At 73.2% G+C, this 22,484-nt stretch carries 21 protein-coding genes; 5 read left to right on the forward strand and 16 right to left on the reverse strand.

From position 1 onward, the window contains the following. Positions 1 to 14: 14 nt before the first annotated feature. The 3 genes from AB0I91_RS11410 to AB0I91_RS11420 all read right to left on the reverse strand — a co-directional run bounded on the left by AB0I91_RS11410 (position 15) and on the right by AB0I91_RS11420 (position 4,062). Positions 15 to 1,340, reverse strand: a complete 1,326-nt coding sequence (locus AB0I91_RS11410) for a GGDEF domain-containing protein (RefSeq protein WP_499636599.1) — start codon at positions 1,338 to 1,340, stop codon at positions 15 to 17. A gap of 368 nt (positions 1,341 to 1,708) precedes the next feature. Continuing rightward, on the reverse strand, positions 1,709 to 2,899 hold the full coding sequence (locus AB0I91_RS11415) for an MFS transporter (RefSeq protein WP_499636601.1): 1,191 nt from the start codon (positions 2,897 to 2,899) through the stop codon (positions 1,709 to 1,711). Beyond that, entirely contained in the window at positions 2,866 to 4,062 is a 1,197-nt protein-coding gene (locus AB0I91_RS11420) for an MFS transporter (protein WP_498775910.1), read from the reverse strand. The genes AB0I91_RS11415 and AB0I91_RS11420 overlap by 34 nt, the downstream gene beginning before the upstream one ends. 99 nt (positions 4,063 to 4,161) lie before the next feature. Here AB0I91_RS11420 and AB0I91_RS11425 point away from each other — a divergent pair, with 99 nt between their 5' ends. Continuing rightward, positions 4,162 to 5,106 (forward strand): RNA polymerase subunit sigma-70, encoded by a 945-nt coding sequence (locus AB0I91_RS11425; protein WP_499636603.1) that lies wholly within the window; start codon positions 4,162 to 4,164, stop codon positions 5,104 to 5,106. A gap of 209 nt (positions 5,107 to 5,315) precedes the next feature. Here the strand turns inward: AB0I91_RS11425 and AB0I91_RS11430 are convergent, their stop codons facing one another. Then, positions 5,316 to 5,942, reverse strand: coding sequence for a DJ-1/PfpI family protein (locus tag AB0I91_RS11430; protein ID WP_499636605.1), 627 nt, complete (start codon positions 5,940 to 5,942; stop codon positions 5,316 to 5,318). A gap of 17 nt (positions 5,943 to 5,959) precedes the next feature. Then, complete coding sequence (locus tag AB0I91_RS11435; protein WP_499636607.1) at positions 5,960 to 7,123, reverse strand: GlxA family transcriptional regulator; 1,164 nt, start codon at positions 7,121 to 7,123, stop codon at positions 5,960 to 5,962. Between the two features lie 69 nt (positions 7,124 to 7,192). Between AB0I91_RS11435 and AB0I91_RS11440 the strand changes: the two genes are divergently transcribed. Both AB0I91_RS11440 and AB0I91_RS11445 read left to right on the forward strand, forming a co-directional pair. Beyond that, a complete protein-coding gene (locus tag AB0I91_RS11440; protein ID WP_499636609.1) occupies positions 7,193 to 7,942 on the forward strand; it encodes an aminotransferase class IV in 750 nt (249 codons plus the stop codon). Between the two features lie 48 nt (positions 7,943 to 7,990). Continuing rightward, positions 7,991 to 8,875, forward strand: a complete 885-nt coding sequence (locus tag AB0I91_RS11445; protein ID WP_499636611.1) for a hypothetical protein — start codon at positions 7,991 to 7,993, stop codon at positions 8,873 to 8,875. A gap of 7 nt (positions 8,876 to 8,882) precedes the next feature. Here AB0I91_RS11445 and AB0I91_RS11450 read toward each other — a convergent pair whose 3' ends face one another. Together AB0I91_RS11450 and AB0I91_RS11455 are read right to left on the reverse strand one after the other, a co-directional pair. Continuing rightward, complete coding sequence (locus AB0I91_RS11450; protein WP_197289421.1) at positions 8,883 to 9,332, reverse strand: Lrp/AsnC family transcriptional regulator; 450 nt, start codon at positions 9,330 to 9,332, stop codon at positions 8,883 to 8,885. Next, positions 9,329 to 10,456: a M24 family metallopeptidase gene (locus AB0I91_RS11455; protein WP_498775897.1), complete on the reverse strand. Its 1,128-nt coding sequence runs from the start codon at positions 10,454 to 10,456 to the stop codon at positions 9,329 to 9,331. The genes AB0I91_RS11450 and AB0I91_RS11455 overlap by 4 nt, the downstream gene beginning before the upstream one ends. Positions 10,457 to 10,920: 464 nt before the next feature. Here AB0I91_RS11455 and AB0I91_RS11460 point away from each other — a divergent pair, with 464 nt between their 5' ends. Next, positions 10,921 to 11,862 carry a 5'-3' exonuclease gene (locus AB0I91_RS11460; RefSeq protein ID WP_499636708.1) on the forward strand — a complete coding sequence of 314 codons (942 nt, stop codon included), beginning with the start codon at positions 10,921 to 10,923 and terminating at the stop codon, positions 11,860 to 11,862. 395 nt (positions 11,863 to 12,257) lie between these two features. On the opposite strand, the gene AB0I91_RS11465 is transcribed toward AB0I91_RS11460, so the two are convergent. The 3 genes from AB0I91_RS11465 to AB0I91_RS11475 all read right to left on the reverse strand — a co-directional run bounded on the left by AB0I91_RS11465 (position 12,258) and on the right by AB0I91_RS11475 (position 17,192). Then, entirely contained in the window at positions 12,258 to 13,466 is a 1,209-nt protein-coding gene (locus AB0I91_RS11465) for a GNAT family N-acetyltransferase (protein ID WP_499636612.1), read from the reverse strand. Between the two features lie 131 nt (positions 13,467 to 13,597). After that, positions 13,598 to 14,299: a DUF4333 domain-containing protein gene (locus AB0I91_RS11470; protein WP_499612730.1), complete on the reverse strand. Its 702-nt coding sequence runs from the start codon at positions 14,297 to 14,299 to the stop codon at positions 13,598 to 13,600. 127 nt (positions 14,300 to 14,426) lie between these two features. Next, on the reverse strand, positions 14,427 to 17,192 hold the full coding sequence (locus AB0I91_RS11475; protein ID WP_499636614.1) for a DEAD/DEAH box helicase: 2,766 nt from the start codon (positions 17,190 to 17,192) through the stop codon (positions 14,427 to 14,429). Positions 17,193 to 17,343: 151 nt separating this feature from the next. Between AB0I91_RS11475 and AB0I91_RS11480 the strand changes: the two genes are divergently transcribed. Beyond that, complete coding sequence (locus AB0I91_RS11480) at positions 17,344 to 17,829, forward strand: hypothetical protein (RefSeq protein ID WP_498775888.1); 486 nt, start codon at positions 17,344 to 17,346, stop codon at positions 17,827 to 17,829. Here the strand turns inward: AB0I91_RS11480 and AB0I91_RS11485 are convergent. The 6 genes from AB0I91_RS11485 to AB0I91_RS11510 all read right to left on the reverse strand — a co-directional run bounded on the left by AB0I91_RS11485 (position 17,813) and on the right by AB0I91_RS11510 (position 22,344). Further along, a complete protein-coding gene (locus AB0I91_RS11485) occupies positions 17,813 to 18,697 on the reverse strand; it encodes a diacylglycerol/lipid kinase family protein (protein ID WP_498775886.1) in 885 nt (294 codons plus the stop codon). The genes AB0I91_RS11480 and AB0I91_RS11485 overlap by 17 nt on opposite strands. Before the next feature lie 38 nt (positions 18,698 to 18,735). Further along, complete coding sequence (gene tatC, locus AB0I91_RS11490) at positions 18,736 to 19,647, reverse strand: twin-arginine translocase subunit TatC (RefSeq protein WP_498776135.1); 912 nt, start codon at positions 19,645 to 19,647, stop codon at positions 18,736 to 18,738. Between the two features lie 120 nt (positions 19,648 to 19,767). Next, positions 19,768 to 20,112, reverse strand: coding sequence for a Sec-independent protein translocase subunit TatA (gene tatA, locus AB0I91_RS11495; protein ID WP_498775884.1), 345 nt, complete (start codon positions 20,110 to 20,112; stop codon positions 19,768 to 19,770). Next, on the reverse strand, positions 20,105 to 20,371 hold the full coding sequence (locus AB0I91_RS11500; protein ID WP_498775882.1) for a bacteriophage holin: 267 nt from the start codon (positions 20,369 to 20,371) through the stop codon (positions 20,105 to 20,107). Before AB0I91_RS11500 ends, tatA begins: the two co-directional genes overlap by 8 nt. Before the next feature lie 18 nt (positions 20,372 to 20,389). Further along, positions 20,390 to 21,361, reverse strand: coding sequence for a helix-turn-helix transcriptional regulator (locus AB0I91_RS11505; RefSeq protein WP_498775880.1), 972 nt, complete (start codon positions 21,359 to 21,361; stop codon positions 20,390 to 20,392). After that, a complete protein-coding gene (locus AB0I91_RS11510) occupies positions 21,358 to 22,344 on the reverse strand; it encodes a helix-turn-helix transcriptional regulator (protein WP_498775878.1) in 987 nt (328 codons plus the stop codon). The genes AB0I91_RS11505 and AB0I91_RS11510 overlap by 4 nt, the downstream gene beginning before the upstream one ends. Positions 22,345 to 22,484 lie beyond the last annotated feature (140 nt).

Below are 22,484 nucleotides of genomic sequence, written 5' to 3' on the forward strand. Positions count from 1 at the left end.
GGTAGTCGCGGTCGTTACACCCCGGGACGTTCGGACCGGGTCGCCGGCGTCCACCGGGCGCGGCGGCGCGCGCCCGCCGCCTGCACCTGGTCGCGGCCGAGCCGCTTCGCCTCGTACAGCGCCGAGTCCGCCGCCGCGAGCAGCCCGGACACGGTGTCCTCGGCGACCTCCGGCCACACCGCGATGCCGATGCTGACCGTGAGGCCCGCCACCACGCCGCCGTCGCCGTCGTCCACGAGGACCCGGTGGACCTCCGCGCGCACCCGCTCGGCGATCGCGGTCGCTTCCTCGTGGTCCACGCCGGGCAGCAGCACGGCGAACTCCTCGCCGCCGAAGCGGCCCACCGCGTCGCCCCGCCGGACCGCGCTCTCCAACGCCGCCGCGATGCGCCGCAGCACGAGGTCGCCGGTCTGGTGGCCGTGCGTGTCGTTGATGTCCTTGAAGTGGTCGACGTCGATCATGAACAGGCCGACCCGCGCGCCGGGCGGCTGCTGACGGGTGCGCTGCAGCTCCAAGGTCGCCTGCAGGTGCCAGGCCTCGGCGTTGAGCAGGCCGGTCTTGGTGTCCGTGCGGGCGGCCAGCTCCAGCTGGTGGATGAGCACGGTGCGGTGCAGGGCGACGGCCGCGACGACCATCGGCAGCGCGAACCCGGGCCACCACGCCACGGCGAGGGCGACGAAGCCGCCCAGCGCGAGCTGGCCCGCTTCGAGCAGGTTGTCCGCGCCGCTGCCGAGGGCGTCCTTCACCGAGCGTGGCCGGACGGTCAGCAGGATCACCGCGGCCACCAGGGCGGTGTTGACCAGCCACTGCGCCGCGCCCGCGCCGACCAGGCCGACGAGGTCGAGCGGGCCGTCGGGCCGCCCGGCGCCGAGGTTCGCGCGCAGCCCGGTGACGCCCGCCACGGTGCTCGCGGCGAGCGTGGCCAGCACCATCATCGACGTGGTGAACACGTTGCGGTGCGGTGGGCGTGAGGCGTCCCAGCGGCCGACGACCCACCAGCGGTGCGCGTACATCAGCACGACGAGCGCGACGGCGAGCGAGGGCGGCAGCACGAGGGCGCCGGCCAGGATCCAGATGCTGCACAGGTCGACGTGCGGCAGGTGGCTGTGGTCGCGGCGGATGCGCTCGATCCAGCGCGAGCAGTGCAGGTGCAGCGCGGCGCAGCCGGCCAGGACGGCGAACGCGGTCCACGAGTCGGCGGGCACCGGCCACGCGGTCGTGGCGGCGAGCGCGAGGACGGCGAGCAGATCCACCGACAGCACGTACACCAGGGCCCGCTTGGGCAGGGACCATAGTGACCAGCGTCGATCGCCCGACGACGTCGAACCCGCTCTGCCCATGGTTCCTCACGACTGTCTACCCCGGACCGTCATGGCGTCCGGACGGAGGGTCACAGTAATGGTGACCTGTGTCGATGTCAGCCGCTACCGGGGTGACCAGGACCACTGGAGGTGATCGCGGTGCGCGACAAGATCTGGTGAAGCCCGCCGGTCGTAGCCGTGTCGAGACGGAGGCGAGGTGTCCTCGTGCGCGACAAGATCTGGTGATCCCCCTGATGCCGCCGTTCCCGCTGCCCGCCACGTCGAGGGGAGGTGCGCCGCCATGCGCGACAAGATCTGGTGAAGACGGGTTCCCCCGAGGGTGACCGACACCTACCGAGGCCACGCGCGGGCCGCGGCGAGCACTCCGACTCCCGCGGCCGGCGCGCTCACCCGATGCGCGCCCGGACCAGCCACAGGCACGCCGTCGCGACGCCGAGGCCGCTGAGCACGAGCGTCGCCCGCGGGCCCACGGCGTCGCCGAGCAGGCCGCCCACCAGCGCACCGGCGGGCGCGGTGCCCCAGACCGCCGTGCGGATGGTCGCGTTGACGCGCCCGTGCAGGGCGGCGGGCGTGGCCTCGTACCGCACCGGCACCTGGTGCACGTTGTAGACCTGCAGCGCGAACCACATCACCGCCACCGCGCCGATCACCAGCTGGTCCACCGCGACCGCGGCCTGCCCCGCGCCGGTGACCAGGATCGCGACGACCATCGTCCGCCGCCTGCCCCACCACCCGCCCAAGCGGGCCGCGACGAGCGCGCCGACCAGCCCGCCGACCGCGCCCGCGGACAACGTCAGCCCTGCTTGGGCCGCCGACAGGCCCAACGCCGAGACCAGGTGCAGCAGCACCAGGACGGTGAAGGCGTTGAACCAGAAGACCTGCGTCGCCGTGCACAGCGTGACCCGCCGCAGCCCCTGGTGGGCGAACACCGCCCGCACCCCGGCCCACATCCCGGCCCGCGCCTGCGGCCGTTCGACCACCCGGACCCACACCAACGTCACCGCCGCGACCAGGAAGCTGACCGCGTCGGCCACCAACGCGCCCGCCGCCGTGACCGCGCCGACCAGCCACCCGCCCAACGCGGGCCCGGCCACCTGCGCCGTCGCCTGCCCCACCTCCACGACACCTTGGGCGCGCGTCAACTCCCCCGCGGGCACCACCATCGGCACCAACGCCAACCCGGCGATGTCCCCGAACACGGCGAACGTCCCCGCCACGGCCGCCACCACGGCCAACAACCCGACCGACAACACCCCGAGCCCGGCCGCCACCGGCACGACCGCCAGGCTCACCGCCTGCCCGACGGCGCACACCCCGGCCACCACCCGCCTCGGCAACCGGTCGACCCACACCCCGGCCGGCAACCCGAACAGGAGGTACGGCAACCGCCCGCACGCGGTCACCACCCCGATCCCCCAAGGCCCCGCGCCCAACGCCAGCGCCGCCACCAACGGCACCGCGACCACCGTCACCTGCGACCCGACGAGGGACACGGACTGCCCGGCCCACAACAACAGGAACGACCGGTTGCGCCACAGCACGGTCAGGCGACCGCCGCGGGCGCCACGCGGGACCACGCGGTGGTGGCGGTGAGGGCCAGGACGGCGCCCGCGACGCCCGCCACGGCGATCGCGGTGGTCGGCGAGCCCGTCGCGGACGCCAGCAGGCCGCCCGCCGCGACGCCGATGCCCTGCGCGGCGACCAGGCCGCTGCGGGCGAAGCCCAACGCCTGGCCGCGCTGCTCGTCCGGCACCAGGCGCACGAACGTCGCGCCGGCCGTCACCTGGTACGCGCTGAACACGCCGCTCACCGCGAGCAACGCCACCGCGCCGACGAGGCCCGGCGCGAACAGGTACCCGACCAGCGGCAACGCGGTGGCGACGGCGAGCAGCCCGAGCGCCCGCACCCGCACCGACGCGGGCAGCAAGCGCAGCAGCACCGTGCCGAGGACCATCCCGGCCGGGTCCGCGGCCAGCAGCAGGCCGACACCCGCCGCACCCGCGCCGACCTCAGCCGAGAACGGCGCGGCCAGCCCTTCCGGCACCACCGTGAACAGCGCCAGCCACCCCAGGCCGACCAGCAGCCGCAGCCGCCGGTCCCGCCACACCAGCGCCGCGCCGGCCCGGATCCGCACGCGCGCGGCGGGCACGGACGCCGGGGCCGGCCGGTGGCGCAGGCCGAACCGCAGCACCAACGCCGACACCGCGAACGTCACCCCGTCGGCGAGCAGCGCGCCGGACGTGCCCAGCCACGCCACCACCAGCCCGCCGCCGACGAACCCCAGCAGCAGCCCCGCCTGGTGGGTGATCAGGTGCACCGACTGGCCGGCCTCGTACTTCCCGCCCAGCACGGACGGCAGCAGCGCGCCCTGCGCGGCGGCGAACGGCGGCTCGGCCAGCTGCGACAGCACCAGCAGCGCCGCCACCACCGGCAGCGGCACGCCCGGCACCGCCATCACGGCCAGCAGCACGGCCCGCACCGCGTCGGCGACCACCATCACGGTCCGCCGCGGGTACCGGTCCGCCAGCCCCGTCAGCAGCACCCCGGACACCAGCGCGGGCAGCATCGTCAACGCGTAGGTCAGCGCCGTCCACGCCGCGGACCCGGTGCGCTGGAACACCAGCACCGACAACGCCACCCTGGCCAGCTGGTCGCCGACGGTCGAGAGCACCGCGGCCGACCACAACACCCGGAACTCCGGCACCGCGAACACCGCGCGGAACCCCGTGCCACCGACCACCCGCTCCCCCGATCCGGCCGCGACCGATGAGTTTCCCGGGCCGGCCCCGTCACAACTTGTGCGGCGTGCGACCGGCACGTCACCGTACAAGCCCGGAGGGTGACCATGAGCGAGGTTGCGCAGATGACCGTCGACTTCACGCGCGAGGCCGAGCGGTGCCGGCACGAGCTGCGGGTGCACTGCTACCGGCTGCTCGGCTCGTTCGACGAGGCGGAGGACCTCGTGCAGGAGACGTTCCTCAAGGCGTGGCGCGCCAGGGACACCTTCGAGGGACGGTCGTCGTTCCGCGCCTGGCTGTACCGGATCGCCACGAACGCGTGCTTCGACGTGATCGACCGGCGTCCCGCGATCGGCGTGACCGACGAGCTGCCGACGGCCGACGTGCCGTGGCTGCAGCCGTTCCCGGACGCCCTGCTGGACGCCGAGCCGGACGCGGAGGTGGTCGCGCGGGAGACGATCGAGCTGGCGTTCCTGGCCGCCGTGCAGCACCTGCCGGCCAGGCAGCGGGCGGTGCTGGTGCTGCGGGACGTGCTGGGCTGGCCGGCGAGCGAGACGGCGGCGTTGCTGGAGGACACCGTGCCCGCGGTGAACAGCGCGCTGCAACGCGCCCGCGTCACGATGCGCAAGCACCTGCCGCAACGGCGTGCCGACTGGTCGGGCGAGCCGAACCCGCGGGAGAAGGCGGTGGTCCGCAAGTTCGTCGAGGCCACCGAGCGCTGCGACATGGCGTTGCTGGCCTCGGCGTTGCGCGAGGACGTCACGTGGACGATGCCGCCGCAGCCGGAGTGGCAGTCCGGCCGCGACGCCGTCATGGAGATCTGCGCGTCGGTGATGGTGGGCCCGGAGGCGTTCGGCGAGTGGAAGGTGGTCGAGACCCGGGCCAACCGGCAGCCCGCGCTGGCCAACTACGCCCGCAAGCCCGGCGAAGAGCACTTCCGGCCGGTCGCGCTGGACGTGCTGCGGATCGAGGGCGACGAGGTCGTGGAGATCGTCACGTTCCCGTCGGACCGGTTCGCGCTCTTCAGCCTGCCCACGGCGCTGTGAGCTTCGACGTCCGGCTGGTGACCGTGGCGGACGCCTGCCCGTACGACCCGCTCCAGTGGCGGGACGCGCTGGTGATCGTGCTCGGCGGCACGCTCGACCTGGACGGCGAGCTGTTCGGGGAGGGCTCGGTGCTGGCGTTGGCCGGGCTGCCGCTGCGGGTCCTGCGCGGGCACGGCGGGCGGCCCGCCGTGCTCGCCGCGGTGACCCGGTCAACTCCCCGCGAACACGCCGCGGGCGAGGGCGACGAGCTCGGGCGGCGCCGTCTCGGGGGAACCGGCCTCGTAGGGCGGCTGGGGGTCGTACTCGATGACCAGCTGGGTGAACCGGGCCCGCTCGTCACCCCAGATCCGGCCGACGAGGGTGAGCGCCAGGTCGATCCCGGCGGACACACCGGCGCCGGTGACGACGGACCCGTCGACGACCACCCGTTCGGTGCTGACCACCGCGCCGCGGGCGGCCAGCTCGTCGCGCAACGCCCAGTGCGTGGTCGCCGGACGGCCGTCGAGGATGCCCGCCTGCGCCAGCAACGTCGACCCGCTGCACACCGACGTGGTCCAGGTCGCGGTCGGGTGCGCCACCCGCAGCCACCGCGCGACCACCCCTTCCGCCAGCACCTCCGCCCAGCCACCGCCGCCGGGCACCACGATCACGTCGGCGCGGTCCAGCTCGGCGAACGTCGTCGTCGGCACGATCGTCAGCCCGGCGTCGGTGACCACCGGGTCGAGCGAGGCGGCGACGAAGTGCGCGGTCACCTCCGGCTGGTGGCCGAGCACCTCGTACGGCCCCACCAGGTCCAGCGCGGTCATCCGCGGGTAGAGCACGAAAGCCACGTCCATCTTGGTCCCCCTTGTCGTCATGCCGCACCGGTGGTGCGGAACCTGTCGCGGTAACCGCCCGGCGTCACGCCGAGCACCCGCAGGAAAGCCCGGCGCAACGTCTCCGCCGAGCCGAAACCCGTGCGCCTGGCGACGACGTCCAGCCCTTCGTCGCCCGACTCCAGCAGCCCGGCCGCCGCCTCGACCCGGACCCGTTCGACGTACCGGGCGGGTGACACGCCGACCCGGCGCGGGAACACGCGGGCGAAGTGCCGCGCGCTCATCGCGGCGTGCCGCGCCATGCCCTCGACCGTCCAGCCGGCCGCCGGGTCGTCGGCGATCGCGTCCAGCACGGCCCGCAGCCCCGGTTCCCGCACCGGCGGCACCCGTGACCGCACGCTGAACTGCGACTGGCCGCCGGGACGTTGCAGGAACACCACCATCCAGCGGGCGACCAGCCGGGCCAGCGCGGCGTCGTGGTCGCGTTCCACCAGCGCCAGCGCGAGGTCGATGCCCGCGGTGACGCCGGCGGAGGTGACCAGCCGCCCGTCCTGCACGTAGATCGCGTCCGGCACCACGTCCACCGACGGGTGGTCGGCCGCGAGCCGGTCGCAGAACGCCCAGTGCGTCGTGGCCCGGGCGCCGTCCAGCAGCCCGGCCGCCGCCAGCACGAACGCGCCCGTGCAGACGCTGCCCACCCGCCGCGCGCCGCCCGCGACCCGCCGCAGGTGGTGCAGCAGTTCGGCGTCACAGGCCGCGTCGGCGAACGTGAAGCCGCCGACCACGAGGACCGTGTCCACCCCTCCGGACACGTCCCGCAGGTCCTCGGCCTCCATCCGCAACCCGCCGGTCACCTCGAACCCGCCACCGATCCCGGCCAGCCGCACGCGGTAGCCGCCACGAGCCTGAGGGGCCCGTTGTCGCGGCTCACCGGCAGGCTCCCGGTCCGCCTCGCGCGGCCCGTCGTCGGCACGCAGTCGGTCGATGCCCCACGCCCGGTCGATCCCGCGCGACCGGTCGGACTTGTGCGGCCGGTCGGCCTCGCGCGGCGGGTCGGTCTCGTGCCGCCGGTCGACCTCGCGCGCCCGGTCGGCGCCGCACGCCCGGTTCGCGCCGGCGAACACGTCCGCCGGACCCGCGATGTCGGTCAGCGCCGCACCGTCGTACCCGACCACCAGGACCTCGCGTTCCACGATCCCCACCCTCCCCACCTCCCGGGACGGCGGCAACGACCGGCGACCCTCGATTCCCGCCACGCTACGTTCACCCGCGTGCTGAGGATCGAGATCGAGGGCGAGCCGCCGACCGTCGACCACTTCGTGCCCGGCCTGCTGGCCAACTACGGGCACTTCACCGCCATGCAGGTCCGCGACCGCCGGGTGAAGGGCCTGGACCTGCACCTTCGCCGCCTCGACCAGGCCAACCAAGAGCTGTACGGCACGCCGTTGGACGGCGACCGGGTCCGCGCCCTGATCTCGCACGCGCTGGCCGACGACGTCCGTGACGCGGCCGTCCGGGTCGTCGTGTTCGGCTTGGACGCGCCGACGGTGATGGTCGTGGTGCGCCCGCCTGCCACTCCCCCGCCGACGCCGCAGCGCCTGATGCCGGTCGACTACACGCGCCCGCTGCCGCACATCAAGCACCTCGGCGGCTTCGGCCAACTCCACCACGGGCGGCGCGCCGTCCGGGCCGGCTACGACGACGCGCTGCTCACCGCCGACGGCGTCGTGGTGGAGGGCGCGATCGCCAACATCGCGTTCTTCGACGACGGTGACGGCGTGGTGTGGCCGCGGGCGGACTGGCTGCACGGCATCACGATGCAGCTGCTGGAACGGGAGCTGCCGTCGCGGCGCGAGGTGGTGCGGCTGGCCGACGTGGGCCGCTACCGGGGCGCGTTCCTGACCAACTCGATCGGCGTGGTCGCGGTGTCGCGCATCGACGACGTGGAGCTCGCCGTGGACGCCGAGGCGCTCGCCCGCGTCCAGGCCGCCTACGACGCGATCACCGCCGACCCCGTTTGAGTAGATCCACCGATGCCCGCCGCATCCCGGTCACGAGAGCGTGTGCGCATGATCGACTACCGGGTTCCCGTGCAGATCGCCGTGGTGTGGCTCGTCATGGGGCTGTCCGCGGCCTTCGTCGGCTGGCTGGTGCTGGTCGGGTTCTTCCTGCAGAGCGCCGTGCTGGTCGTGATCGGCATGGCCGGCCCGTTCGCCATGGCGTACCTGATCGGCACGTTCACCCCCCGCGGCAGCCCGCTGACGGCCAAGCCGCTGCCCCGGCTCGGCTGGGCGGCGCTGGTGACCGCGTTCGGGCTGGTCGGCGCCGTGTTCTACAACGCCGTGCTGGAGTCGAGCGAACCCTCCGAACCCGCGTCGTGGCTCGCGCTGCCCGCGCTCGGCGTGCCGTTCGCGCTGGTCGCGGCGATGCTGGCGCACGGCCTCGTGGTCCGGCTCGTCGCCGGCGGGGTGACCGTCGCCGCCGTGGCGTTCGGCATCTGGCTGCCCACCACGATGCCCGGCGACGACGCCGCGTCCCGCATCGCGCACGCCGACCTGCCCGGCGGCGTGCTGCTGATCGCCACGCCGGAGGGCTACCAGTTCCCCCGGCTGACCGTCTCCGACGGCCGGGCCACCCTGGACTACAGCCGGTCCGGCGACGGCGGCGAGCTGCACGCGTTCCCCCGGCTCGTGGTGCGGCCCGCCACCGCGGGGACGACGGAGCCGGAGTACCGGCCGGACCAGGTCGACCACGTGTTCGTGCGGCGGATCGGCGAGGTGGAGGCGGTCGCCGTGGTGACGAAGAGGGCCGACGTCGAGGCGGTGCGCGAGTTCGTGCTGTCCGTGCGGCCCGCGACCGACGAGGAGGTCAAGCGCCTCCTGCCGGTGGCGCCCGACCGGCGTGACCGCGACGTGCTCCGGCGCTTCGCGAACACGTGGACCCGGCTGTTCTGAGGGGCGATCAGACCGCGGGCGGCCGGTCCTCGTACGGCGTGGACAGCACGACCGTGGTGCGGGTGGACACGTTCGCCACCTCGCGGATCTGCCTGAGCAGCTCCTCCAGCGCGTGCGGCGACGCCACCCGCACCCGCAGCACGTACGAGGCGTCGCCGGCGACGGAGTAGCACGCCTCGATCTGCGGCAGGTGCTCCAGCCGCTTCGGGTAGTCGTCCGGAGCCGCGGGGTCGATCGGGGTCAGGGAGATGAACGCGGTCAGCGGCAGGCCGACCTCGTCGCCGTCCAGCCGCGCCGCGTAGCCCCGCACCACGCCGCGCTGCTCCAGCCGCCGCACCCGCTGGTGCACGGCGGACACGCTCAGCCCGACCCGTTCGGCGAGGTCGGTGAAGCTGCACCGGCCGTCCGCGGCCAGTTCGCGCAGGATCGCCCGGTCGATCGGCTCCAGGTTCGTCACGTGGGCAACACCACCAGCTCGTGCGGTCGGTTGTTGACGCTCTCCACGCCGTCGGCGGTGGCGATCACGATGTCCTCGATCCGCGCGCCCCACCGCCCGGGCAGGTAGATGCCGGGTTCGACGCTGAACGCCATGCCCGGCTCGAGCGGCAGGTCGTTGCCGCCGACGATGTAGGGGTCCTCGTGCACGTCCAGCCCGATGCCGTGGCCCGTGCGGTGGACGAAGTACTCGCCGAAACCCGCGTCGGCGATGACGTCGCGCGCGGCGGCGTCCACCGCTTCGCAGGTGACTCCGGGCCGCACCGCGTCGACGGCGGCCTGCTGGGCGGCCTGGAGCACGCCGTAGGTCCGCCACACGTCGGCGTCGCGCGGCTCGCCGAGCACGTAGGTGCGGGTGGAGTCGGAGTTGTAGCCCTCGGCCAGCGGTCCGCCGATGTCGACCACCACCACGTCACCGGCCTCGATCACCCGGTCGGACACGTCGTGGTGCGGTGACGCGCCGTTCGGGCCCGAGGCGACGATGACGAACTCGGCCAGGGCGTGGCCCTCGGCGACGATCGCGGCGGCGATGTCGGCGCCCACCTCGGCCTCCGTGCGGCCGGGGCGCAGCCACTCGGCCATGCGCGCGTGCACCCGGTCGATCGCCGCGCCCGCCTTGCGCAACGCGGCCACCTCGGTGTCGTCCTTGCGCATCCGCAACTCTCGCAACACCGGCCCGGCCAGCACCTGGTCGGCGCTGACCGCGTCCCGCAACCGCAGGGTGTGCAGCGCCGGCATCATGTCGGAGACCGCCGTCCGGTTCCCCTTCAACGCCCGCTTGACCAGGGCGTACGGGTCCTCGCCGTCCACCCACGTGGCGACTTCCACGCCGAGCTCGTCGGTGGGGACGTCCGCGTAACCCGGATGCTCCAACTTGGGCACCACCAACACGGGGACACCACCGACCGGCACCACCAAACAGGTCAACCGCTCGAACGACGTGCCGCCGGCTCCGATGAGGTAGCGCAGGTCCGAGCCGGGCGCGACGAGCAACGCGTCCACGCCCGCGACGGCGGCGGCAGCGGTAGCCCGGTCGAGGCGCGCGCGCAGGGCGTCCACGTCGACGGGCCCAACATGGGTCGACATGCAGGGAAGCCTAGTGGTGCGGAGCCCGTCCTACGCCACAAGCCACTGCACCACGAGCCCTATCCCTCGATCGGGGCAGCACCCCCACCTACCTGCCATTTCCCACCCACCTCCTCCACGACCGGGTGATCATCGAAAAGGCCATGAAAAATAACGCCGTTTCCAACCCTTCAAAACGTCGGTTGAAACAATGAGGCCCGCCGCAACCACCCCCATGCCCCAACCCCTCCACCCCGCCCTACCCTTCCGCACACCTACCTCCCCTCCCACACATCAGCCCTCCCCTCCCACACATCAGCCCCTCGCCCTCGCATAAGACCCGAGAGCTGAACTTGACCCGAGTGCTGGACTTGACCCGAAGACGGAACCAGACCCGAGGACTGAACTGCACCTGGCGACCGGGTTATCCACAGGGACGGCCCGAGCGGTCTGCGATGTCGGTGGTCTCTGGCAAGCTGTCCCAGGTGAGCAACCCGCTGGTCCTGATGGACGCCGCCAGCCTGTACTTCCGGGCGTTCTACGCGCTGCCCGAGTCGATGACCGCACCGGACGGCACACCGGTGAACGCGGTGCGCGGGTTCGTCGACACGATCGCGAAGGTCATCACCGACCGGAAGGCGAGCCGCCTGGTCGCCTGCCTGGACGCCGACTGGCGCCCGGAGTTCCGCGTCGCCGCGCTCCCGTCCTACAAGGCGCACCGCGTAGCCGAGGGCGCCGCCGACGGCGAGGAAGAGGTGCCCGACACCCTCACCCCGCAGGTGCCGATCATCCTCGACGTGCTGGACGCGGTGGGCATCGCGACCGCCGAGGCCGCCGCCTACGAGGCCGACGACGTCATCGGCACCCTCGCCGCCCGCGAGACCGCCGACCCGGTCGAAGTGATCACCGGCGACCGCGACCTCTTCCAGGTCGTGCGCGACGAGCCGACCCCGGTGCGAGTCCTCTACCTCGGCCGCGGGTGGGCGAAGGCCGAGTTGCTCGGCCCGGTGGAGTTGGCCGCCAAGTACGCACTGCCGGTGCACGACGCCGGGCGCGCGTACGCCGGGATGGCCGTGCTGCGCGGCGACCCGTCCGACGGCCTGCCCGGCGTGGCCGGCATCGGCGAGAAGACGGCGGCGAAGCTGATCAGCGAGTTCGGTTCGCTGCAAGCCGTCCTCGACGCCGTGCACGACGGCCGCGACCGCAAACTGACCACCCGCGCCCGCACCGCGCTGCTCAACGCCCAGGACTACCTTGCGGTCGCACCGACCGTGGTCAACGTGGCGACCGACGCCAAGATCGTCATGGACCGCCCGGACGTCGTGCCCGCGGCACCCGCCGACCCCGACCGCGTCGCCGAGCTGACCCGGCGTTGGGGACTCGGCAGCTCGTTGCCGAGGCTGCTGTCGGCGTTGGAGCGCCGCTAGCCGCGCCAGGCCCAACCGCCCGCCGCCGCCCACCCGCCGCCGCCCGCCAGGCCCGACCGTCCGCCAGTCGCCGGCCGCCGCCGCTGGCCGCCCAGTCGCCGACCACCCGCCGCTGGCCGCCGGTCGCGAGCGCCAGCGGCGAGCTGCCACGGACAGATCGCCGGCTCCGGTCGGCCGGACGCGGCTGCTCGAAGTGGCTGCGGGTTTGCCGGAGGCGGCTGGCGGTGGTGGTAGCCGGGCTGTGCGGCTGGCGGTGGTGGCTGGCGGTGGTGGTGACTGGGCTGCGCGGCTGGCGGTGGCGGGGGCGGGTTGCTGGCGGCGTCGGTGAGGGCGGTGCGGCGGAGGTCGGGAGGCGCTGCGCGAGGGCGGCGGGGTGAGGTTGGGAGAAGGTGGGGTTAGAAGAAGGTGCCGCTCCACGGTGGGGTGGAGACCCGGAACAGGGCGTCGGCGCGGGCGGGGGCGTTGGGGGTGACGACGTCCAGGCGGCGGGTGGCGGCGAGCGTTGTGAACGACACGTCGCCCAGGTAGGTGGAACCGAGCACGTCGACGTCCAGCACCAGCTCGGGCGCGTCGTCGACCCGCGTCACGCCGTCCGCCGCGACGCGGTACGAACCCGCGTTCTCCGGCAGGTAGGCGTCGCGCACGCCGATCACCACCGGCTCGGCCTGGCGGTACGTTCGCGCCGACAGGGCGGCCGGGACGTCGAGCAGGCGCAGCCACGTCTCGTCGGTCTCCGAGGCCACCCGGCACGCGCGCCGGTCGCCCAGCAGCCACTCCACCGGCTCGTCCACCGGCCGACCGGCCGCCGACACCTCCACCACCAGGTCGACGCCGAGCACGAACAGCCACAGGTCGGCCCACGCCTCGGCGTCGCGCGCCCACAGGTCCAGGACCATCAGCGTGGTCGGCCTCTCCTCGCTCGAGTCGTGCCTGCCGGGCTCGACCTTGAACGCCACGTAGCCGTCGTCACCGGCCGCGCCCGAGCGCACCGCGAACTTGATGTTCTCGTCGGCCGCCACGCGCCGGACGTTCAGGCTCCACCACGCGGGCCACCGGGCGATCGTGCCCGCACGCCCCGGCGACAGCTCGTCGAACAGCCCGCGCGCGATCCGCTCCCCCGCCTCACCCTCGACCAGCCGCACCCGACCGACCGGGCGCGTGCGCGGGGCGGCCTGGCGCCGGTCGATGCGCAGGTTCCGGTACCTGGTGGCGACGCCGTAGCCGTACCGGCCGTAGATGGCGGTCTCCGACGCGCGCAAGGTGGCGATCACGTCGCCGCCCGACCGCAGCGCCCGCAGCTGCGCCCGCTGCAACGCGCTCAGCACACCGCGGCGCGTCCAGTCCGCCCGCACCCCGACCCGGCTCACGGCGGCGTGCGGCAAAACGGCCCCGCCCGGCACGGCCAGCCGGGACGGGAACGACTGCACCGTGCCGATCATCTCCCCGTCGCCGAACGCGCCGAACACGCGCCCCTCGTCGTACGACTCTTGCGCGAACTTCCACTGGTCGTCGGGGGCGGGCGCGTGGTGCAGCGTGCCGCGGAACAGGGTGTGCGCGGTCCGGTACTGGGAGTCGTCCAGCACCCGGATGTCGTAATCGGTCACCTCCGCATGGTGCCTCAGAGGTCACTCGCATTGCTAACGAGATTCACCGCGCCAAGCCAACGAGGCGCGAAAGCCGCGAGGCCACCCCCGCGTCGACAGCGGGAGTGGCCTCGGGGCAACGGAGCGGGAGGTCAGCCGGCGGGCTGGCCGACCTCGTACTCGCCGTCCTCGGTCTTCACGGTGATCTTGACCGTCTTGTCCTTGCCGCCGACCTTCACCTTGCACTCGAAGGTCGTGTTCGGCTTGACCTCCTGCTCGGCCGGGCAGGTCGCACCCTCCACGTCGGAGATCTTGTAGTCGTCCTTCAGCACGCCGACGACACCGTTCTGCACGGCGGTCTGGTCGAAGACCTTGGTGTTGAAGAACCCTGGCGCGACGAAACCGGTGATGCCGACGGCCGCGACCACCAGCACGACCAGCGCGACCACGACCCACAGCACGGCGCTGGACTTCTTCGGCGGCTGCTGGCCGTACTGCCCCGGCTGACCGAACTGACCAGGCCCCTGCCCGAACTGGCCGGGCTGACCCGGCTGGCCGAACTGGCCGGGCTGCCCGTACTGACCCTGCTGCGGCTGCCCGTACGGGTTCGACTGCGGGTTGTTCGGGTCGTACCCGGCGGGGTACTGCTGCGTGTACGGCTGCTGGCCCGGTTGCTGCCCCCACTGCTGCTGTTGCTGCTGCTGCGAGGGGTCCGGCTGCCCGTAGGGATTGGGCTGCTGAGCGGGGAAACCACCCGACGGCGTGCCCGGGTACCCACCACCGTAGGGCTGTTGCTGCTGGCCCCACTGCGGCTGCGGGTCGTTCCCTCCGGACGGTCCGTACGGACTGGTCATGCTCGGCCTCCGACGGTCGGTCTGGACAAGGTCGGTCTGCAAACGATCTGGACAAGCTGTTCAAGGCTTGCGGGCGCGATCAAACCACAGCCACCCGCACGGTACCCACCCGCCCCGCAAAGCTTTGTCAAACGGTGGCCATCGCCACCACCCCGCGGCGCAACGCGTCCACCGCCTTGCGCGCGGCGGCGCCCACCGGATCACCGCCGCCGACGACGTCCCGGATCTGGTCCAGGAAGTCGATCACCTGCCGGCACCACCGCACGAAGTCGCCCGCGCCGAGCTCGGCGCCGTTCTCCTCCGCCGCGGACAGCACCTTCTCCAACGACTCGCCGCGCGCCCACCGGTACACCGCCCACGCGAAACCCGGGTCGGGCTGCCGGGTCCGGTCGAGCCGGTGCCTGCGCTCGTCGTCCTCCAGCTCCGCCCACAGCCGCGCGGTCGCGGTCAGCGCGTCCGCCACCTTGCCCGGTGGCAGCCTGGCTTCCAGCGGACCGTCCCGGCGCGCCTCGTACACCAGCGCCGACACGACGGCGGCGAGTTCGGCCGGGTCGAGGTCGCGCCACACGCCGTGCCGCAGGCATTCGGCGGCCAGCAGGTCGGACTCGCTGTAGAGCCTGGTCAGCCGCTTGCCGTGCTCGGTGACCTCCTCGCCGGGCCCGTTCTCGTCGGCGTGCAGGTAGCCGCGTTCGCGCAGCAGGCCGCGGATCCGGTCGAACTCGCGCGCCAACGAGTGCGTGGTGGCGGCGACCTTGCGCTCGACCTGCTCGGTCTCGGCCAGCAGCCGGTGGTACCGCTCGCCCCAGCGGGCGTGCTCCTCGCGCTTCTCGCAGCCGTGGCAGGGGTGCGCGCGCAAGGCCCGCCGCAACGTGGCCAGTTCCGCGTCGTCGTCCGCCGTCGAACGGCGCTTGCGCATGGCCGGCGCGACGATCCCGGTGGCGCGCAACGACGCCGCCAGGTCGCGCCGCGACTTCGGCGAGCGCGTGTCGACCTGCTTCGGCAGCCGCATCTTGCCGAGCACTTCCACGGGCATGGGGAAGTCCGCCGACGACAGCCGGCCGGCCCACCGGTCCTCGGTCACGACGAACGGCCGCGCCTCGCCGAGCGGTTCGAGCCCCGGGTCGATCACGACGGCCAGCCCGGACCGGCGCCCGGACGGCACCGCGATCACGTCACCCTTGCGCAGCCGCTCCAGCGACTGCGCCGCCTCGGCCCGCTTCGCGGAGGTGTTCTGGCGCGCCAACGCCTTCTCCCGCTCGGCGACCCGGCGGCGCAGCGACGCGTACTCGGTGAAGTCTCCGAGGTGGCACGTCATCGCCTCGGCGTAGCCGCCGAGCGCTTCGCGGTTGCGCTCGATCCGCCGGGCCAGCCCGACCACCGACCGGTCGGCCTGGAACTGGGCGAAGGACTGCTCCAGGATCTCCCGGGCCGCCGCGGCGCCGAGCTGGTTCACCAGGTTGACGGCCATGTTGTAGCCGGGGCGGAACGACGAGCGCAGCGGGTACGTGCGGGTGGACGCGAGGCCGCCGACGGCCTTCGGGTCGACGCCGGGCTGCCACACCACCACGGCGTGGCCCTCGACGTCGATGCCGCGCCGCCCCGCGCGGCCGGTGAGCTGCGTGTACTCGCCGGGGGTGAGGTCGACGTGCGCTTCGCCGTTGTACTTGACGAGCTTCTCCAGCACGACGGTGCGCGCGGGCATGTTGATGCCGAGCGCCAGCGTCTCGGTGGCGAACACGACCTTCACGAGGCCGCGGACGAACAGCTCCTCCACGGTCTCCTTGAACGCGGGCAGCAGGCCGGCGTGGTGGCTGGCGATGCCGCGTTCGAGGGCCTCGCGCCACTCCCAGTAGCCCAGCACCATCAGGTCGCCCTGCGGCAGGTCCTTGGTCTTCTCCTCGATGACCTCGCGGATCTGCTCGACCTCGTCGTTGGAGTTGAGCCGCAGCCCGGCCCGCACGCACTGGAGGACGGCCGCGTCGCAGCCCGCCCGGCTGAACACGAAGTCGATGGCGGGCAGCAGGCCCGCGCCGTCGAGCCGCTGCACGATGTCGACCCGGGACGGCGGCTTGAACCCGGAGCCGCGCGGCGGACGGCCCCGCTGGTCCTTGTTGTTGCGGTTGCGGCTCCACGGCACGTGGAAGCGGGCCAGGTCGTCGGTGTGCCGCAGCAGCTGGGGGTTGATGCGGGTGTGCCCGTCGGGGGCCTCGCCGGCGAACAGGTCCATCATCCGGCCGCCCGCCATCATGTGCTGCCACAGCGGCACGGGCCGGTGCTCGTCGACGACGACGGTGGTGTCGCCGCGGACCTCGACGAGCCACTCGCCGAACTCCTCGGCGTTGCTGACGGTGGCGGACAGGCCGACGAGCCGCACGGACTCGGGCAGGTGCAGGATCACTTCCTCCCACACGGGGCCGCGGAACCGGTCGGCCAGGTAGTGGATCTCGTCCATGACCACGTAGGCGAGGGTCTTGAGGGTGGAGGAGCCCGCGTACAGCATGTTGCGCAGGACCTCGGTGGTCATCACGACGATCGGCGCGTCGCCGTTGACCGACGTGTCACCGGTGAGCAGGCCGACCTTCGCGGCGCCGTAGCGGGCGACCAGGTCGGCGTACTTCTGGTTGGACAGGGCCTTGATCGGCGTCGTGTAGAAGCACTTGCGGCCCTCGGTCAGGGCCAGGTGCACGGCGAACTCGCCGACGACCGTCTTGCCGGCGCCGGTGGGGGCGCAGACCAGCACGCCGTGCCCGTCTTCCAGCGCCTCGCAGGCGCGTTCCTGGAACGGGTCGAGTTCGAACGAGATGACCCCCAGGAAGTCGGCCAGCTTGGGCCGGGAGGAGCGGCGGCGGAAGTCCGCGTACGAGTCGGCTGGAGACCGCGGAGTGCTTGACACCTGTCCAGGCTGTCATACGGGACCGACAAAATCGCTTCAGATCCGCAGCGGAACCCGGAACAGCGCCGCGACCGGGTCCGGGACGCTTCTTTTAATCAACACTGAAGCTATAAAGACCATGAATATGGACCATGGGGCAGACTCGGTAGCCGTGGAAGCGATCCCGTTGGCGGAGGGCGACCTCCGGTGGGTGTTCCCCGACCTGGTCGAGGTCGACCCGGTGCTCGCCGTGCTGAGGCTGGCCGAGGCGCGGATCGAGCGGTTGGCCGGCCACCTCGGCAGACCGGGCGCCGGGCTGGTGTTCGACCACCTGCCCGGCGCGCCCTACGCGGGGCTGTCGGCGCTCGCCGAGTTCGAGGAGGTGGCCTTCCTCGTGCACGTCTCGCTGCCGCGCGACCCGCACCGCAACGTGCTGCGACCGCCTCCGCCGTGGCAGGTGGAGGGTGAGATCTCGGTCCGCTGCGACGCGATCCGGGACTGCGGCAGGCACGAGATCGAGACCGTCGAGTCGGCGCACGGCACGCCGTTGGACGCCGCGGACGGGGTGCTGACCATCGCCGGCTGGCTGTTCGACCGGGGCACGACGGAGCCGCACGGCTCGTGGCGCAAGCGCGACGTGATCAGCCGGCACCGGTGACGGCGACGAGGGCGCCCGGGACGCACGTGGTGGTCAGCGGCACGCCGCCGAGCCGCTCGCCGTCGGCGTAGGCGACCCAGGTCGGCCCGGACAGCCGTGCGGAACGGGCCCGGAGCGTGCGCACGGCGGGGTGGTCCACGTGCCGGCCGGTGCGGAGGGTGGGCAGCATCCGCAGCAGGGTGCGGCGCGGCGTGGCGCGCACCACGGTCAGGTCGAACAGGCCGTCGCTCGTGGAGGCGTCCGGGCAGACCGGGATGCCGCCGCCGTAGCTGGTCGTGTTGCCGACCGCGACCAGCAGCGCGTCCAGTTCCAGCACGTCGTCCTCGGTCTCGACGACCAGCCGCTGCGGCCGCAGCGCCGCCAGCTCGGCCAGGATCGCCAGGTCGTAGCGGCGTGGTCCGGCGGGCCGGCGCATCGCGTTCGCGCGCTCGTTGACCGCGGAGTCGAAGCCCGCGCACAGCACGGTGGCGAACCAGGGGCCGTGCTCCACCCGTCCGAGGTCGAACCTGGTGCGGTGGCCCTCGCGCAACGCGGTCACCACGTCGTCCACGGAGGTCGTGCCGAGGGCCGCGGCCAGGTCGTTGCCGGTGCCGGCGGGCACCACGGCCAGCGCCGTCGCTGACTGCGCGCACGCCTGGACGGCCAGGTGCGCGCCGCCGTCGCCGCCGAGGACGACGAGCACGTCGACGCCGTCGGCCACCGCCCGGCGCGCGGCCTCGGCCGTGCCCTCGGCGCTGGACGCCACGTGCAGGTCGAGCCGGTCGACCACGCCGCGCAGCCGTTCCGCGACGGTGCCGGCCATGCGCGCGGCCCTGCCCCTGCCCGAGGTGGGGCACACCAGCAGGGCAGCCCGCGTTGACGTCGACATGGTCCGGCAGCCTACAAAGCCTTCACCGGATCGAGTGATCAGGTCACGTCGTCGTAGCGAACCTTGCCGGGCGGCGCCGGCGTCGGGTCGGGAGTGGGCACCGGTTCGGGTGACGGTTCCTCGACCGCCGACGGCGTGTAGTCGAACGGCGCGGCCTCGTCGTCCGCGAGGTCGTCCAGCCCCTCGGCCTTGCGCCTGCGCTCGACGCGCCGGTCGTGCACCCTGGCGATCTGGATCGCCAGCTCGAACAGCAGCACGAGCGCCACGGCCAGCGCGACCATGGAGATCGGGTCGGTGCCCGGGGTGGCGATCGCGGCGAAGATGAACAGGCCGAAGATGATGCCGCGCCGCCACTTGCGCAGCTTCTCGTAGCTGACCACGCCGACCTGGTTGAGCATCACCACGATCAGCGGCAGCTCGAAGCTCACGCCGAAGATCAGCAGCAGCGTCATGACGAAGCTGACGTACTCGCCGGCGGTGAGGGCGGTGATGAACTGCTCGTCACCGAAGCCGATCAGCACGGCCAGGCCCTGCGGCACGATGTAGAACGCCAGCGTGGCGCCCGCGACGAACAGCACCGACGCGCACGCCACGAAGACGATGGCGAAGCGCCGCTCCTTGGCGTACAGGCCCGGCGAGATGAACCGCCACACCTGGTAGAGCCACAGGGGCGCGGTCAGCGCCATGCCCGCGCCGGCACCGACCTTCAACCGGATCATGAAGGCCTCGAACGGCTTGGTCTGCAGCAGCTGGCAGCCCTTGCCCTCCTGGGTGAGGCGCAGGGTCTCCGGGATGCCGCAGTACGGGTCGATGACGATCGAGGCGAGGCTGGGCAGGCCGAAGGGGTACCAGCTCCACCAGATGAAACCGAAGATCGCACCGCCCGCGATGAACAGCAGCGCCAGACCCAGGCGGTGCCGGAGGTCGTAGAGGTGGTGCTTCAACGACATCGTGCCGTCCGGGTTGGCCCGACGACTCGTGATCTTGCGGCGCTCCCGGCGCTCGGCCCACCACCGGACCGGACTTGCCCCCACCGTGCGGACCGTCCTTAGGCTCTCGTCGACGCGGTTCTAGTTGGTGTTCTGCTTGTTCTGCAGGTTCTGCGCGGACTGCTCGATCGGCTGGGCCACCTGCGGCTGCGCCACGGGCTGGGCGACCTGCTGGGGCTGCGCGACCGGCTGCTGGGCCACCTGCGGCTGGGCGGGCGGCAGCTGCTGCGGCGCGGGCGCCTGCTGCGCCGTCGTCGTGCCCTGCTGCTGCGGGTCGTCCTCGCTGCGCAGGCCCTTCGTCTCGGCCTTGAGGATCTTCGCCGAACGACCGATCGAGCGCGCCATGTCGGGCAGCTTCTTCGCGCCGAAGAGCAGGATGATCACCACGGCGATGATGATCAGCTCGGTTGGTCCGAGGTTAGGCACGGTTGTCCTCCTGTCTCCCCCGGTCCACCGATGGTACGCGGGGCTTGCCCTCGCGGGCGTGATCCGGACGCCGTTCGGCGATGGCCACCCCGAGCGCGGCAGAGCGCGCCCGCAGCAGACCGACGCCGTCGCCGACCCTGTCACCCACCAGAGTGCTTGCGGCGCGGAAGCGACGCAAGGATCGGATGACTCGGACCGCGATCGGGACGAGCACCACCACCCCGAAGACGATCAGCACCAGGCTCGGCAAGTACGGCACGGCACCACCGTACTTGCCCTAGGTTGCCGGGAGGTGATCCGCCCGGCGCAACGCCGCCTCGGCCTGTCGGGCGACCTCGGCCACCAGGTCGGGCGGCTGCTCCACGTGCGCTTCGCCGCCCAACCCGAGCAGCAGCCGCACCATCCAGGCCGTGTCGGCGTACCGCATGAGCACCCTGGCGCGACCTTCGGGCAACTCGACCAGGCCGTCGGTCGGGTAGTACTCGGCCACCCAGCGGGCGTCCGGTTCGAGCACCAGCACGGCCGTGCGCTGCGACGGGTCCGGCTGGAACAACCCCTCCGACGTGTCGGTGGGCGTCGCGTGGGGCGGCGGGGCGGCGGGCTCGGCCAGCACGTCGACGGCGTCGATCCGGTCGAGGCGGAACAGCCGCACGCCGTCCGCCGCGCGGCACCAGGCCTCCAGGTAGCCGCGGCCCTCCACCAGCAGCATCCGCATCGGGTCCACGACCCGGGCGGTGATCTCGTCGCGCGAGGGCGTGTAGTAGCGCAGGTGCAGGGCACGGCCGCGGCGCACGCCGTCGGACACCGCGTCGCGCACGCGTGCCGTCTCCGGCGCTTCCCGCAGGGCCAGTCCCACGGCCACGCCGGCGGGCTGCGCCTGGCCGACGGCGGCCTCGATCTTGGCCACCGCCCGCTGCACCGCGTCCTGGTCGGCCACTCCGGGCGTCTCGACCAGCGCGCGCAGCGCCACGAGCAGCGACGTCGCCTCGGCGGCGGTCAGCCGCAGCGGGCGGCTCATGCCCGCGTCGAACGTGACGGTGACCGTCTCGCCCTCGAACGACAGGTCGATCAGGTCGCCCGGGCCGTAGCCGGGCAGGCCGCACATCCACAGCAGTTCGAGGTCCTTGCGGATCTGCTTGGGCGTGACCTCGAAGTCGGCGGCGACCTCGTCGATCGGGATGCCGGGCCGGGCCAGCAGGTAGGGCACGAGGGCGAGCAGCCGGGGCAGCCGGTCGGTGGCGGCGTTCACGCGCGCACCCCCGCCCCGCGCAGCGCGCCGAGCAGCTTCTCCCGCACGGTCTTGGCCAGCACTTCCGGTTCGAGCACCACCACGTCCGGGCCGAAGCCCGCGATCCACCCGGCGGCCGAGTCGGGGAACCTCAGCTCGATCTCCAGCACGTCGCCGGGCTCGCCGTCGAAGTCGCGCGCGCCGACGACCTTCGCCCGCCTGCGCACGCCCTGCGCCCGGCCCCGCGCGACCCACAGCTTGGCGGTGGCGGGCTGCTGGTCGGCGGCGGGCTGGTTGCGGACCACGAACGACAGCAGGTCGAACTGCTCGGGCGGCGCCACGGCGCCCGCCTTGCCGACCGCGCGGACGTCGCCGACGATGCGGGAGAGCCGGAAGCAGCGCGGCGCGTCGCGGTCGCGGTCGTGCCCGACGAGGTACCAGCGGCCGCGCCAGGCGACCACGCCCCACGGCTCGACGGTGCGGGTGCGCACCTCGACCGACACGGGGCGGCGGTAGTCGAACTCGACCACGCGCGCCTGCTGGACGGCGGCGAGCAGCGGCGGGAACGCGGGTTCGCTGGTGCGGACCTTCGGCTCGACCGGCACGTGCACGTCCTGGTCGACGTCGACGCCCGCGGCGCGGAGCTTGATGAGCGCGCCGTGCGCGGCGCCGGTGAACTGCGGCGAGTCCCAGAGCCGGGCGGCCAGCGCCACGGCGGCGGCCTCGTCGGGTTCGAGGTCGATGTCGCCGAGCTCGTAGTCCCGGCGGGCGATGCGGTACCCGTCGATCGCGTCGAAGCCGGTGCTGCGGCCGGTCTCCAGCGGCACGCCGAGGTCGCGCAGCTCGGTCTTGTCGCGTTCGAACATGCGGAAGAACGCCTCGTCCGTCGCGGCGTCGGCATAGCCGGGGACGATGGCGCGGATGCGCTCGGCGGTCAGGTACTGCCGGGTCGACAGCAGGCACAGCACCAGGTTGACGAGCCGTTCGGCACGTGCGATGGCCACACCGGAACCCTAACCCCGGACGAACGCCCGGTGACGCCATCCCCGCCCTGAACGCGGATGAATGGTCCGTTCAGCCGATTGCCGGGCCGGACGCCGCGGCCCGGCGGGGCGCCTCCCGGGCTCCGTTCCGCCCGGGAAGC

It is taken from the genome of Actinosynnema sp. NPDC049800 (genome assembly GCF_040656635.1).
Taxonomy (GTDB): Bacteria; Actinomycetota; Actinomycetes; order Mycobacteriales; family Pseudonocardiaceae; genus Actinosynnema.

Excerpts from the sequence above, each read along its gene's own strand:
- AB0I91_RS11410 (WP_499636599.1), bottom strand. The coding sequence starts at position 1,340 with ATGGGCAGAGCGGGTTCGACGTCGTCGGGCGATCGACGCTGGTCACTA.
- AB0I91_RS11470 (WP_499612730.1), bottom strand. The coding sequence starts at position 14,299 with ATGACCAGTCCGTACGGACCGTCCGGAGGGAACGACCCGCAGCCGCAG.
- AB0I91_RS11455 (WP_498775897.1), bottom strand. The coding sequence starts at position 10,456 with ATGTCGACCCATGTTGGGCCCGTCGACGTGGACGCCCTGCGCGCGCGC.
- AB0I91_RS11485 (WP_498775886.1), bottom strand. The coding sequence starts at position 18,697 with ATGTCGACGTCAACGCGGGCTGCCCTGCTGGTGTGCCCCACCTCGGGC.
- tatC (WP_498776135.1), bottom strand. The coding sequence starts at position 19,647 with ATGTCGTTGAAGCACCACCTCTACGACCTCCGGCACCGCCTGGGTCTG.
- AB0I91_RS11445 (WP_499636611.1), top strand. The coding sequence starts at position 7,991 with ATGATCGACTACCGGGTTCCCGTGCAGATCGCCGTGGTGTGGCTCGTC.
- AB0I91_RS11430 (WP_499636605.1), bottom strand. The coding sequence starts at position 5,942 with ATGGACGTGGCTTTCGTGCTCTACCCGCGGATGACCGCGCTGGACCTG.